The organism is Pseudoxanthomonas mexicana (assembly GCF_001556105.1).
GTDB lineage: Bacteria > Pseudomonadota > Gammaproteobacteria > Xanthomonadales > Xanthomonadaceae > Pseudoxanthomonas_A > Pseudoxanthomonas_A mexicana_A.
In genome coordinates this window covers 112,551-127,572 of the sequence record NZ_LSIF01000025.1, presented here as the reverse complement: position 1 = coordinate 127,572, position 15,022 = coordinate 112,551, and the positions used below count along the sequence as shown (strand labels likewise).

Sequence of the window (15,022 nt, the reverse complement as noted above, 5' to 3'; positions counted from 1 at the left end):
GGCGTCGCTGCCGATGCCGGCGGATGCTTCGGACACCTGCCGCACTTCGCCGCCAAGGCGGCCGTCGGGCGTGATCTGCCAGTTGGCGGTCAACTGGGCCTGTTCCAGCCGCACGCTGCCGCGCTCGGCGCGCGTGTAGCGGCCGTAGAGGCTGAGGTTTCCGCTCAGGTAACCGAGGAATTCGGCGCCGTACTCCTCGATCGCCTCGCCGCGGTCCTGGCGGCTGATCGAGAAGCCCGCATCGACTTGGCGCCGCCAAGCACCCATCGACCATTCGCGTTCGGTCCAGCCCAGTTCCTGCAGGTTGGCGCGCGCCTCGATCAGCTTCGCGGTGCCCGAACGTGCGCCGGTCACGGGATTGCGCTGCATGAAGCTCAAGCCGCCGTTGTCGGAATAGAACACCGGCGCCACCGTCGCTTCCGTGCGGCTTTGCTCCACGCGCACGTAAGTGCCGCGGCCGGCCTGCAACGTCACGTCCGCGGCCTGCAGCGTGTAGTCGTCGCCACTGCGGCTTTCGTCGACATAGGTGCCGCCCACCGCGAGGTGGTCACCGAACCAGTGGCGCCCCCGTACGCCGACGGTGGAGTTGTCGCCGTCGAAACCGGCCGGCACGTACTCGTAGTCGACCAGCAGCAGGTTGCGCCAACCGTCCAGCGGCGCATCGCGGGTCAGCGTGCGCACGTTCTCGCGGGTGATCTGGCTGAGCGGGCGCGTCAGCAGCAGGCGGCCCTGCAGGTTGTCCATCTCGTAGTCGACGCCGGACTGCAGGGTGGCCTTCGCCTCGACGCGGCCGGTGGTGGGGTCGCGTATCTCCAGCACGACCTGCTCGGAGCCGGGTAGCACGTCGGTATGGCGCAGGTAGTACAGGCTGCCGCCGGTGCCGAGGAATTCGGTGTGGCCCATCGCGGTCTGCGCCTCGGAGCCGAACACCTTCAGCAGGGTGCGCGGGTCGCCCAGCGGCGTCGCCGCGCGCGAGCGCCAGTCCAGCGCGGCACCGTACAGGGCGCGCGGATACCGCGCGTACTCGGTGCCGTCGAAGCCGGTGAGGAAGTTGCCCCACACCGCACGGTTCTGGTCCCACTCCGCGCGCACGTACAGCTTGCCCTGGCTGTCGACGTCGCGGTACGTGCGCGAGTCGTCGCCGTACACGGGGTAGTACTGGTCGGGATCGAGGCGGCGGAAGATGTCGTAGGGCTGCGCATCGAAGAAGCCATCGAACAGGCTGCCGAGTTCGCTTTCGTAGGTGTCCGCCTGCGCGGTGACCAGGTACTTGCCGCGCCACTTGCCCTTCGCATAGAACGCCAGCCGGCCCTCGCGGAGGAACCCGTCGTCGCGCTGGATGTCCTCGGCCAGCGCATCGGTCGAGCCGCTGGCGTCGTTGCGGGACAGGGTCAGGTCGGCGAGGGCGGCGACGAACACGTAGCGTCCGGTGACCTCGACGTCGAGCGAGGTTTCGGCGACGACAGCCTTGCCTTCGGCGACCTTCACGGCATAACGGTGGGAACCCACCGGCTGCAGGAATTCGGCGACGAACTTGCGTTCCCGGTCGATCGGGAAGACCTGGCCGTCGATGGTCACCTGCATGGTGGACGGGATCTGCTGGCCGAGGATGCGCACACGCGAGCCGTACACCGGGATGTTGCGCAGGCGCAGGTTGCTGGTCCCGTAAATGCTGTCGCTGACCTGCAGCGATTCGGCGCGCATGGTGTCGACCGTCTCGCTGCGCTCGCGCTGCAACTGGTCGCGCAGCACCTGCACGCCACGCGCGTGGTCGGCCGGCGTCACCAGCTGGATCGACTGCGCGGCGGTTTCGTCGAAGCTGCCGTCGGCGGCATGCGCGCGCGCGACATACTGCAGGCTGTCACCGACCTGCAGGCGCAGTCCGTCCGGCAGCGCGCCGTCCCACTGCGCCTGCGTTACCGCGCCCACCGGCAGGTCGAACGTGGCGATGGGGCGCACGCGGTCGACGTCGGTGCCGCGGTATACCCGCACCTCCAGACGCTCATAGAACGCGGCGTAGTTGCTGTAGCCGTGGAAGCGCACCGGCCGGGCGATGCGGCCAGCCTCGAACGGCACCATCGATGCGGCCTGCACGTTGAGTACCGGTTCGCCCAGCACGGGGTCTTCGATGGCCCACAGCGTGCCTCCCTGCGGCAGGTCGACGACGAAACGCCCCAGGCTGCCGGCCGGCCCTTCGAACGCAGGATCGGTGGCGATGGGTGCGGCGCTGATCGGCGCAGCGGTAGGCGGCTGCACCGGCTGCGCATCGGCATTGGCGGCGTGCAGCAGCAGCGCAAGGCCGATGGCGATCATCAACGGAGAGGCGCGCATGGTCAGGGCCCTCCGCATTGGCCGTCGGGACAGGCGGCGCCACCGGACGGCGCCTCCCGTGGGGGTGGCAGCGGTGCCTGTACGCCGAAGTCGAAGCGCACCGGCACGCCGGGGGTGATGCGCAGCACGCGCGGGTTCTCGGTGGTGAAGCGCGCGCCCGCGGGCAGGGTGGCGACGTCCACCTTCAGCAGGAAGTTGCGCCCGCGCGCCCAGCGGCCGCCGCTGATGCCGGTGATGTGGAAGCGGCCGTGCGGATCGGTTTCGGTGACCAGGCCTTCGACCGACACCACGCGCACCCCGGCGAGGCCGCGTTCGCCGGGGTCCTGCGTGCCATCGCCATCGACGTCGTGGAAGACGGTACCGATGATCAGGCTGTCGTCCAGCAGCGGATCGCCGACCACCTGCACGTCGGCCGTGGCTTCGTTGCTGATCGTCGCGCCATCGGCCTCGCGCATCACCGCGCGGTTGGTATGCACGCCGGGACCGACGCCGGCACCGACGCGCAACGCGTAGCTGACGGTGGCGCGTTGACCGACCGGGATGTCGAGTGCGTCGATGCGCAACGGCCGCGCGATCGAAGGCGCGCCGCTGGCGTCGGCGTCGCCGACCTGGATCGAGCCCGAGACGACGGCGAACCCGGGCGGCAGGCTGTCGACCAGCGACACCTGCCGCGCGTCGACCTCGCCGACGTTGTCGATGACGATCGTGTAGCGGACGATGTCGCCGACCTTGGCCGTGCGCTGCGCCGCGCGCTTGGCCACGCGCAGCACGGCGGGCGCGGCCTCCACGTCGATCACGACGTCGGCTTCCGCGCAGACCGCATTCGGCACCGACACGTCGCAGACGCGATAGCCGAAGCGGTCCTGTCCGCTGAAGCCGGTGGCGGCCACATACGTGCACGTGCCCTGTGCGCAGGTGGCTTCGCCGTGGGCGGGCGCGCGCACCACCGACAGCGAGGCCGGATTCAATGGCGCATGGCTGACGGTGTCGTTGTCCAGGACGGCGATGACGGTGGTGCGGGTGCGCGTGCGCTCCTGGTCGTCCAGCGCCATCACCGTGTTCGGCAGCACGGTGACGATGACCGTCGCCGTCGCGCAGTTCTCCGGCGTGGCGATTTCGCACACCATGTACTGGAAGCTGTCCTGGCCGCTGTAGTACTGCGCGGGCGTGTAGCGCAGGCGGCCGCCGGGCTGCACGACGACGGTCCCGTTGGAAGGTGCCCGGGATACCTGCACGTTCACCCGGGCGGGATCCGGTACCGCACCGGCAAAGGTGTCGTTGGCGAGCACCGCCACCACCAGTGGTTCGCCCTGCGGCGTCTGCGCAGCGTCGTCGGCGACGGCGAGCGTGGTGGCGAGCACGACGACGGTGACCGTCGCGCTGTCGCAATGACCGGGCGTCAGCGCATCGCACAACGTGTAGACCAGCGTGTACGTGCCGCGCGGCGTGCCGGCGGCGACGTCGACGGTGCCATCGGCCTGCAGACTGAGCGGTCCTGCGGTCACCGGCGCCAGCACCACGCGGTCGGGCAGCGCGGGGGCACCGTCGTAAAGATCGTTGGTCAGCACGTTGACGATGTCCTGCACGGCATTGCCACCGGGCACCGGCGCCGGGGCATCGTCCACCGCATCCAGGCTGGGCAGCGCGACGGTGACCGTGACGGTGGCCTCGTCGCAGTTGCCGACGTTGAGCCGTTCGCACAGCCGGTAGACCAGCGTATGGGTGCCGCCCGGCGTGCGCGGCGCGACGGTGACCGCGCCGGTGGCGACGTTGAGCTGTACGTTCGCGTGCGTGCTGGAGACCTGCGTCAGCAGCACCTGGGTCAATGACACCGCGACGCCGCCCAGCGTGTCGTTGGCGGTGACGTTCGCGATGGCCTGGCCGCCGGCACCCGAGGCGACCGGTGCCGGCGCGGTGTCGTCGATGGCATCGATCGCGATGACGGCGACGCCTATCGTGACCGTGGCCTGATCGCAATTGGCGGGATTGAGCACCTCGCAGATCCGGTAGGTCGCGCTGTAGCTGCCGGCGGACGTGCCTGCGACCACGTCCACGCGGCCATCGGCATGCAGGATGAGGGCAGGCGATGCGGTGACCACCGACACGCTCACCTGGCCCGCCACCAAGGGCGCGCCAGCGAGGGTGTCGTTCGCCAGCACGTTGAGCACCGACAGTGTTCCGGCGTCGACGGGACCGGCGGCATCGTCCAGGGCATCGATCGCCGCGGCGGTCACCGCGATGATCGCGAGTGCCTCGACGCAGTTCGCCGGTTCGGCCTGTTCGCAGGCGCGGTAGCGCAGCGCGTAGTTGCCTGCGGGCGTGCCCGCGGCCACGGTCACCGCGCCGCTGGCGAGGTCGAGCACGATGCCGGCGTTCGCGGGTGGCGTCACCACCGAGAGCACCACCTGCGCCGTGGTCGGTGCGGTACCGGCAAGCGTGTCGTTGGCCAGTACGTTCGCCACCGCCACGCCGCCGCTGCGGCCATCGACGCTGCCGGTGTCGTTGGCGGCGGCGAGGGTGCTCGGACCACTCGCCACGGTGACCGTCACCGTGGCGGTGTCGCAGATCGATGGGGCGCTGCGCACGCACACCGTGTAGGTGCCGGCGTAGGTGCCCGCCGGCGTCCCGGCAATCACGCGCAGGTCGCCGTTGGGCTCGATGCTGAGGTGGCTGTCGAACAGGCCGCCCCAGAAGGCAGTGACCACGTTCGGCGTGCCGCCGTTGAGCGCGTCGTTGTTCAGCACGTTGCCGACCACGCCACCGGCGGTACCGCTGGCCAGGCTGAAGCTGTCGTTCTGCGCATCCACGCGCACGACCTGCACGGTGACGGTGGCGGTGTCGCAGTTGCCCGGATCGCCCGCATCGCACAGCGTGTAGGTGGCGGTATAGGTGCCGGCGGGGGCGTTGGGAGAGAGCGCCACCACGCCGGCGGGGGAAATCGACAGCGGCGCCGCGGCGGTGCTCGCCAGCGTGAAGGCCGCGATGTTGATGGGCGCCCCGTCGACCGTGTCGTTGCCGAGCACGTTGCCGAGGTTGGCACTGCCGGGCGTGCCATCGACGGGGCCGAACACATCGTCTACCGCATTGATGGCCGCGCTGGCGACGACGGTGACCGACACCGTGGCGCTGTCGCAGATCGAGGGCCATGCGGTTTCGCAGATCTGGTACCCGGCGGTATAGGTGCCCGCGGTGGTGCCGGCTGCGACGGTGACGGTGCCGTTGGCGGCGATGGTCAACGGGCCGCTGTTGGCCGGTGTCAGCACCACCGCGCCGGCCGCGAACGGCGCGCCATCGAGGCGGTCGTTGGTCAACACGTTGCCGGCCACGCCCCCCAGGCCGCCGTTGACCGGGCCCAGCGCGTCGTCATCGGCCACCAGGGTGGTGACGACCACGATGACCTGCGCGGTGTCGCAGTTGGCGGGATTGACCGCTTCGCACAATTGATAGCCGGCGATGTAGGAGCCGGCGGGCGTGTTCGCGATGATGCTCACGCTGCCATCGGGCGCGATGGTCACCGGTCCCGCACCGGCGGGCGTCAGCACGACCTGGCCTGCACCGACGGCGGCCGCGTTCAAGGTGTCGTTGGCCAGCACGTTGCCGGCGACCGCGCCGCCGGTCATGCCGTCGACCGGACCCAGCGTGTCGTCATTGGCGAGCAGGGTGCCGATGCTGACCGTGATGCTGATGGTGGCCGCGTCGCAGATGGTCGGCTGTGCGACCTGACAGGCCTGGTAACTGCCCGTCAGCGTGCCGGCCGGCGTGTTCGGTGCGACGGTCACCACGCCGTTCGGGGCGAGCGTGAAGCCCGGCGCGCCACCGGTCTGGGTGAGCGTCACCGTGGCGGGCGTGGCCGGCGCGCCGTTGACGACGTCGTTCGCCAGCACGTTGCCGGCCACTGCGCCCGGCACTACCGGACCCAGCGCATCGTCGTTCGCCGCCAGCGACGACACCACGACGGTCAGCGTCGCGCCATCGCAGTTGGCCGGATTGGCGATGTCGCAGATCTGGTAGCTGCCGCTGTAGACACCTGCAGCGGTGCCCGCCGGGACGGACAGGGTACCGTCGCTGGCGAGGGTGAGCGGTGCGCCCGTCGTACTGGTCAGCGTGATGCTGCCAGCCACGATGGCTGCACCATCGCGCGTATCGTTCGCCAGCACGTTGCCGAGGCTCGTGCTGCCGGTCGCACCATCGACCGGTCCGAAGGCGTCGTCCACCGCGTTGATCACGGCGTTGACCGCGACCGTCACCGACACGCTGGCGCCATCGCACACCGAAGGCAGCGCGGCCTGGCAGATCTGATAGCTGGCGGTGTAGGTGCCGGCCGGCGTTGCCGCCGCCACGCTTACGCTGCCATCGGTGCCGATGCTCAGCGGGCCCGTGGTGGTGGGCGTCAGCACGACTGCGCCGGCGGAGAACGGCGCACCGTTGAGGCGATCGTTGGTCAGCACGTTGCCGGCCACGCCACCGAGATTGCCGCTGACCGGGCCGAGCACGTCGTCGTCCGCGACGAGCGTGGTTACCGCCACCGTCACCTGGGCGGTGGCGCAATGGGTCGGATTGAGGGTTTCGCACAGTTGGTAACCGGCGAGGTAACTGCCTGCCGCCGTAGTGGGCGCAAGGCTGACGCTGCCATCGCTGGCGATGCTGACGGGGCCTGCATTGATGGGCGTCAGCACGACCTGGCCCGCACTCACCGCGCTGCCGTTGAGCGTGTCGTTGGCGAGGACATTGCCGCTGACCGTACCGCCGATGACGCCATCGACCGGGCCCAGCGCATCGTGGTTGGCGGCCAGGGTGCCGACACCGACGGTGACGCTGACCGTGGCGGTGTCGCAGAACGTGGGCTGTGCGACCTGGCAGATGCGGTAGCCACCGGTGAGTGTGCCGGCGGGGGTGTTCGGCGCGACGGTGACGCCGCCGTCGGCGGCGAGGATGAACCCCGGTGCGCCGCCGGTCTGGGTAAGGACCACCGTGGCCGGCGTGGCGGGCACGCCGTCGACGACGTCGTTCGCCAGCACGTTGCCGGCCGGTCCACCCGGCAGGACGGGACCCAGCGTGTCGTCGTTCGCCGCCAGCGACGACACCACGACGGTGATCGACGCACCATCGCAGTTGGTCGGGTTGGCGGTCTCGCAGATCTGGTAGCTGCCGCTGTAGACGCCCGCGGCGGTGTTCGGGGCGATCGCCACCACGCCGGCGGGCGAGATCGACAAGGGCGCGCTCGCGGTGCTGGTCAGCGTGACCGTGCCGGTCGTGACCGTCACGCCATCCCGCGTGTCGTTGGCGAGCACGTTGCCGAGGTTGCTGTTGCCGGTCGTGCCATCGGCCGGACCGAAGGCATCGTCCACCGCATTGATGGCCGCATTGCCGGCGACGGTCACCGCCACGCTGGCACCATCGCAGATCGTCGGCTGCGATGCTTCGCAGATCTGGTAGCCGGCGGTGTAGGTGCCGGCCGCCGTGCCGGGTGCGACGGTAACCGTGCCATCGGTACCGATGGTGAGCGGGCCGCTGTTGGCCGGGGTCAGCACGACGGCGCTCGTGGCGAACGGCGCGCCGTTGAGGCGATCGTTGGTCAGCACGTTGCCGGCCACGCCGCCCAGGCTGCCGTTGACCGGGCCCAATGCGTCGTCGTCGGCCACCAGCGTGGTGACGGCAACGGTTACCTGCGCGGTGGCGCAGTTGCCTGGATTCACCGCTTCGCACAGCTGGTAGCTGGCGACGTAGGCGCCCGCGGCCGTGCCCGCGGCGAGCGTGACGCTGCCATCGGCCGCGATCGTCACCGGTCCCGCGCTGACCGGTGTCAGCACGACCTGACCCGCGAGCACCACATTGCCATCGAGGGTGTCGTTGCCCAGCACATTGCCGGCGACGGCACCGCCGGCAACGCCGTTGACGGGCCCCAGCGTGTCGTCGTTGGCGGCGAGCGTGCCAGCGCTGACGGTGATGCTGATGGTGGTCGTATCGCAGATGCTCGGTTGCGCGACCTGGCAGGCCCGGTAGCCACCGGTCAGCGTGCCGGCCGGTGTGTTCGGCGCGATGGTCACGCTGCCATCGGCGGCGAGCGTGAAGCCGGGAGCTCCGCCCGTCTGCGTGAGCGTGACGGTAGCGGACGTGGCGGGCACACCGTCGACGAGGTCGTTCGCCAGCACGTTGCCGGCCGACGCGCCGGGCGCCGCCGGCCCGATCGTGTCGTCGTTCGCCACCAGCGAGGACACCACGACCGACAGCACCGCGGTATCGCAGTTGCCCGGATGAGCGGTTTCGCAGATGCGGTAGTTGCCGCTGTAGACACCGGCAGCCGTGCCCGCCGGCACGGAAACCGTGCCATCGGCGGCAACGACCAGCGGCGCGCTGCTCGAACTGACCAGGGTGACGCTGCCGGGCGCCAATGCCAGCCCATCCAGTGTGTCGTTGGCCAGCACGTTGCCGGCATTGGCATTGCCGGTCATGCCATCGACCGGACCCAGCAGGTCGTCCACCGCATTGAGCACCGCGGTGACGGTGACGGCGACCGATACGCTGGCGCCATCGCAGACCGACGGCTGCGCGGCCTGGCAGATCTGGTAGCTGGCGGTGTAGGTGCCGGCCGCGGTGCCCGCGGCGAGGACGACGGTGCCGTCCGCGCCGATGGTCAGCGGACCGTTGTTCGACGGCGTCAGTAAGACGGCAGTCGCAGCGAACGGTGCGCCATCCAGGCGGTCGTTGGTCAGCACGTTGCCGGCCACGCCGCCCAGGCCACCGTTGACCGGACCCAGCGCGTCGTCGTTGGCCATCAGGGTGGTGACTGCGATGACGACCTGGGCGGCGTCGCAGTTGCCCGGATTCAGCACTTCGCACAGCTGGTAGCCGGCGATGTAGGAACCCGCAGGCGTGCCCGCCGCCACGCTGACGCTGCCGTCGGCGGCGATCGTGATGGGGCCTGCATTGGTGGGAGTGAGCACGACCTGGCCAGCGACGACGGCCGCGCCATCGCGCGTGTCGTTGGCGAGCACGTTGCCCGCGACCGTGCCGCCAGTGACGCCGTTGATCGGGCCCAGCGCATCGTCGTTGGCGGCGAGTGTCGCTGCGCTGACGATGACGCTGACGGTGGCGATGCCGCAGATCGTCGGTTGCGCGATCTGGCAGGCCCGGTAGCTGCCCGTCAGCGTGCCGGCGGGCGTGCCCGGTGCGATGGTCACACTGCCGTCGGGCGCGAGGGTGAAACCGGGTGCGCCGCCGGTCTGGGTGACGGTGGCGGTGGTGGACGTGGCCGGCAGGCCATCGACGATGTCGTTCGCGAGCACGTTGCCGGCCGCGCCACCGGGCGGGGCCGGGCCCAGCGTGTCGTCGATCGCCCCCATGCTGGCGACCTGCAGCGTGACGATCGCGCTGTCGCAGTTGTCCGGCGCGGCAGTCTCGCAGATCCGGTAGCCGGCGAGGTAGGTACCCGGCGTCGCGTTCGCCGCCACGCTGATGGTGCCGTCGGCGGCGATGGTGACCGGCGCACTGGCGGCACTGATCACGATGATGCTGCCGGGAACGATCGCCGCGCCATTGACGGTGTCGTTGCCCAGTACGTTGCCTGCGTTCGCCGTACCCGTGGCGCCGTTGACGAGCAGCGGCCCATCGTCGTTCGCGGCCAGTGCGGCGGCGACGCGCACGTTGACGGTGAGCGTGGCGACATCGCAGTTGGCGGGATTGGCGGTTTCGCAGATCTGGTAGCTGCCACCATAAAGTCCGGCCGCGGTGCCGGCCGGCACGGAGACCGTGCCGTCGGCGGCAATGGTGATCGGTGCCGTGGCGTTGCTGATCAGGGTGACGCTGCCGGGCGCGATGGCGGCACCGTCGGTGGTGTCGTTGGCGAGCACGTTGCCGAGGTTCGCGCTGCCCGTGTTGCCGTCGAGGGGGCCGAAGGCGTCGTCCACCGCATTGAGCGCGGCGTTGACGATGACGATCACCGAGGCATCGGTGCCGCTGCACACCGTCGGCGAGGCCGCCTGGCAGATCTGGTAACTCGCGACGTAGGTGCCGGCTGCCGTACCCGTGGCGACATGCACGGTGCCGTCGGCACCGATGGTCAGCGGCCCGCTGTTGGAGGGCGTCAGGACGACATCGGTCGGATTCAACGGTGCGCCGTCGAGTCGGTCGTTGGTGAGCACGTTGCCGGCGACGCCGCCGGTGTCGCCATTCACCGGGCCGAGCGTGTCGGCGACGGCGACGAGGGTGGTCACGCTGACGGTGACCTGGGCGGAATCGCAATTGGCCGGGTTCAGCACTTCGCACAACTGGTAGCCGGCCGTGTAGGTGCCGGCCGACGTGTTGACGGCGATGCTGACGCTGCCGTCGGTGGCGATGGTGACCGGTCCGGCGTTGCCGGGTGTCAGTACCACCTGGCCCGCACCGACGAGTGCGCCGTTGAGCGTGTCGTTGGCGAGCACGTTGCCGGTGGCGGCACCACCGGTCGCCCCATTGACCGGCCCGAACGTGTCGTCCGCGGTAATCAACGTGCCGGCGGCGACGATGATGCTGACGGTCGCGGTGTCGCAGATGGAGGGCACGGCGATCTGGCAGGCCTGATAGCCGCCGGTCAGGCTGCCGGCGGGCGTGCCGGCCGCGATGGTGATGCTGCCATCGGTGGAAATGGTGAAGCCGGGCGTGCCACCGGTCTGGACGACGGTGGCGGTAGCCGCTGCCGCCGGCGCACCATCGACGAAGTCGTTCGCGAGTACGTTGCCGGCAAGGGTGCCGGGCAGTACCGGTCCAAGCGCATCCGGTGATGCCGCCATCGTCGCCACCACGACCGTGGCCGTCGTGGTGGCGCAGTTGTCGGGTACCGCGGTTTCGCAGATCTGGTAACCCGGCGTGTAGGTGCCGGCCGGCGTGCCGGCAGCGACGGCGACCACGCCATCGGTGCCGATGGTGACGGGTCCGGCGTTGGTCGGCGTCAGCACGACCTGTCCCGCGCTGATGCCGGCGCCATTGAGCGTGTCGTTGCCGAGCACGTTGCCGACGTTGGCCGCACCGGCGCTGCCGTTCACGCCGGCGTAGCTGTCGGGATTGGCGACGAGTGCGCCCGGCGTCACCACGGCGAGCTGGACGGTGGCACTGTCGCAGACCGTCGGGGCATCGACGTAGCACAGCGTGTACGCCGCGTTGTACGTGCCGGCGGCGGTGCCGGGGGGCACGGTGATGCTACCGTCTGCATTGAACACGATCTGCGCGGTGCTGCTGCCGGCCAGCGTCACCACGCCGAGTGCGGCGGGTGTCGAGCCGCCTGCGCTGTCGTTGTCGAGTACGTTGGCGATGGAGACGGCACCGGTGCTGCCGTTGACCGGTCCGGTCGCATCATCCGCGGCGACCAGCGCGGCGAGCACGCGCACACTGGCGCTGGCGCTGTCGCAGTTGGTGGGCAACGCGCTTTCGCATATCTGGTAGTTCGCGCTGTAGACGCCCGCGGGCGTGCCGGGGGCAACGGTGGCGCTGCCATCGACGGCGATCAGCAACGGTCCGGCGTTGGCGGCCGTCAGCGTGACCAGGCCGGCGACCGGCGAGCCGTTGAGGGTGTCGTTGGCCAGCACGTTGAACGCGCTGCCGGCGGTACCGCTGGCGCGTGGCGGCAACACATCGTCGACCGCGTCCACGGTGGCGGAAGCATTGACCACCACGGTGACCTGCGCGGTGGCGCAGTTGCCCGGATTGACGGCTTCGCAGATCTGGTAGTTGCCGGTATAGGTGCCCGTCGGCGTCCCTGGGGCGACATCGACGGCGCCGTTGGTGTTGATCGTCAACGGTGCCGTCGCGGTGGACGTCAGTACCACCTGGCCTGCCGTCACGACGACGCCGTTGAGGGTGTCGTTGGCCAGCACGTTGATGACGTTCGGCTGCCCGGGCGTGCCGTCGACAGGCCCTGCTGAATCGGCGAAGGCGAGCAGCGTGCGCGGTATCACGGGAACGGTCGGCGTGGTCGCGGTGTTGTCGCCCGGCACGGGATCGGTGGTGCCCGGAGGGGGCGTGATGGTCGCGGTGTTCGCACCGATCGTCGCTGGCGTCAGCGTCGGCGCGACGCCGGTGACCTGCAGCACGAGGCTGCCGCTGGCAGCGAGATTGATGGTCAACGCCACGTTTCCGCTGCCACTGGCGGTGCCGCAACTCGATCCCGGACTGGCGGCGCACGTCCACGCCACCGACGTCAGTTGCGGCGGCACGATGTCCGAGAGCGTGGCGCCCAGCGCGGCCGATGGTCCCGCGTTCGCCACGTCGATGCGGTAGCTCACCGCAGCGCCCGTGCCGGCCGTTGCCCCGCTGGTCACCGTCTTCTGCACGCTCAGCGCGGCGACCGCGGACAGCGCATTGGTATCGGTGTTGGTGTTGTTGCCGGTGTCGGGATCGGTGACGCCGCCGGGCGGCGCGACGGTCGCCGTGTTGCCGAGGCTGCCGGGATACGTCTGCGCCATGGACGGTGTCGCGACGGCGAGCACGCCGCCGACCACCATGCCGCACAGCAGGCGATGGAGGGCAGCGCGTGCAGGTGTCGCGGCGGTGTCGTCCATGCGGTACCTCGCGGTCGGATGGGGCGTCATGCAGTCAGTAGGCGGCGGGATCGGCGCTGTAGACGACGGGCAGGGTGATCGTCGCAGTGCCGGTCGCATCGACGTTGACGCTCAGGTTCACCGCGGCATCACCCGCCGCGCCGCCGCTGGCCGGACAACTGCCGTTACCGGTGGCCACGCAACTCCACGGCCCCGACAACCGCATGCCGGCCGGTAGCGCATCGCTGACCGCGACAGCGCTGGCGGCATCCGGCCCTGCGTTGGACACGGTGAGGACGTAGGTGCCGGTGCCGCCGGGCGTGTAGCTGGCCTGGTTGTCGGTCTTCGCGATCGACACGTCGGACCGCAACGCACGGGTATTGGTCACGGCGCAGGTGATCGCCACCGCCGTCGCGCTCGCGGCCGGCGCGGTCAGTGCGAAGCTGGTGCCGGTCCCCGAACTGACGGCGGTGCCATCCTGGTCGATACACGCCCAGGTGCTCGTGTAGCGGTCGAGCTGCGTGCCGGTGCCCGCGCTTTCGCCGAGGGTGTAACTGAGCCCGGGTGTAGTGACGGCGGGCGCGGTGGCACCGCCATTGCCCACGTTGCTCGCGCTTGCCACCGGTGTTGCGCCTTGCGTGATCGCCAGCGTGAAGCGGCCCGGATCGGCGGCCGGCTGCAGCACCTTGGTCAGCGCCAGCGTGGCGGCGCAGGAGCGCGCGACGCCTTCGACGGTGAAGACCGCATTGCCGATGCGAATGCCGAGCAGGGCGAGCAGGTTGTCGGCGAGGTCGCGCAACAGCAGGTTGAACACGGGCTGCAGCACCGTGTTGGACACTCCGCGCAACGTGACCTCCACGATGTCGAGCACCGAGTTGAGGATCGGTGTCAGCAGGGCGGGGGGCAGGATCGGCAGTCCGAGCAGCGTCACTTCCGGCGACCCGTTCACCACCTTCAGGTCGAGCGAGCCGAGCAGGCTGGTGACCAGACTGCCGGCACTGACCGTGCCACTGCTGGCGGTGCGTGTCTGTGGGAAGGGGCCATTCACGCTGAAGTTCTGCAAGGCAGGCGAACCGGTCGCCGCCGCGCGTGCGGTGAGTTGCAACGGCATGCGCACCGCCACCAGGCCGATACCGAGCAGGTTGACGTTGAAGCGCAGGTCCAGGTTGTTGATCGTCAGCGGCGTGACGTCGGCGGGCGTCAGCACGCGCGAGCGGTTGAAGAACAGGCTGTCGGAAACGCTGCCGACGTAGAGGTTCACCAGGCCTGGCCTCGCCTGGAAGCTGACCGCGCCGGCGACGTAGTTCACCGCGGTGATCGTGCCTTCCGCACGCGCGACGTCGGCATACAGTTGCAGCTTCAGCACATCGGCCGTCAGCGTCAGGTTGACCAGGCCGAGACCGGCGGCGTTGAGCGCGTTGATCACGGCCTGCAGGTTCAGTCCCTGCACCACGTCGAGGTTGAACTTCAGCCGGATCGCGCCAGTGTGGAACGAGGTGCCCTGTGGTCCACAGGCGTACACCGGTGGTTCCACCACCTGCAGCCACAGCTGTACGTTCGCCACGCCGGTCAGTCCGAGCGCAGCGGTGTTGAGCGTGACCGGCGTCGGCGTGGTCAGGACGTTGCGGAAGTTGTACAGCTGCACCGAACCGGTGACCAGGTCGAGCAGGTCCAGCCGCACGTCCGCGAGTGCGCCGGTCGGAAGATCGATGCGCAGGAACTGCGAGAGACGGATCGATCCCGTCAGCGAGCCGACACCGAGCGGCAGCAGGTTGAGCGCATTGGCGGCGACGGTCTGGTTGTCGGCCTGCAGCACCTGCACCATGGCCAGCCGCAGCTGCGCGAGGGTGATGTCGGTGTTGAGCACCTGCGCGGTATCGCTGATGCCGAGGTTCGTGCCGAGCCGCGTGACCAGCGCATTGAGGTTGATGTCGGATGCCGCCAGCGCGTTCCAGTCCACCACGCTGAGGTTGACCGTGGTGCCGGGCAGCAGCGCCTGGAACAGCACGTTGAGCACGGGCCCCTGCGAGCTGTCCACGGACACCAGACGCGGTCCTGCGGACAGGCAGGCGCCGGTACTGCAGCCGGTCTGTGCGAAGGAGGGCTGCCCCCAGGACAAGGCGAGCACGCTCATGCCCGCCAGCATCCACGCACGCCACCTTGCTGCCCGCTCCGCTCTT

The 15,022-nt window shown here is 70.0% G+C and carries 2 protein-coding genes and 1 pseudogene; all 3 read right to left on the bottom strand.

Annotated elements, in window-relative coordinates; all coding sequences use genetic code 11:
* Positions 1–2,331, bottom strand: a pseudogene (locus AX730_RS03495) (nitrous oxide reductase accessory protein NosL); the annotation flags it as partial.
* Positions 2,332–2,333: 2 nt separating this feature from the next.
* Positions 2,334–12,863: an Ig-like domain-containing protein gene (locus tag AX730_RS03490; RefSeq protein WP_062352012.1), complete on the bottom strand. Its 10,530-nt coding sequence runs from the start codon at positions 12,861–12,863 to the stop codon at positions 2,334–2,336.
* Positions 12,864–12,897: 34 nt separating this feature from the next.
* Positions 12,898–14,976, bottom strand: coding sequence for a Tad domain-containing protein (locus tag AX730_RS03485; protein ID WP_198147008.1), 2,079 nt, complete (start codon positions 14,974–14,976; stop codon positions 12,898–12,900).
* Between the last annotated feature and the right edge of the window lie 46 nt (positions 14,977–15,022).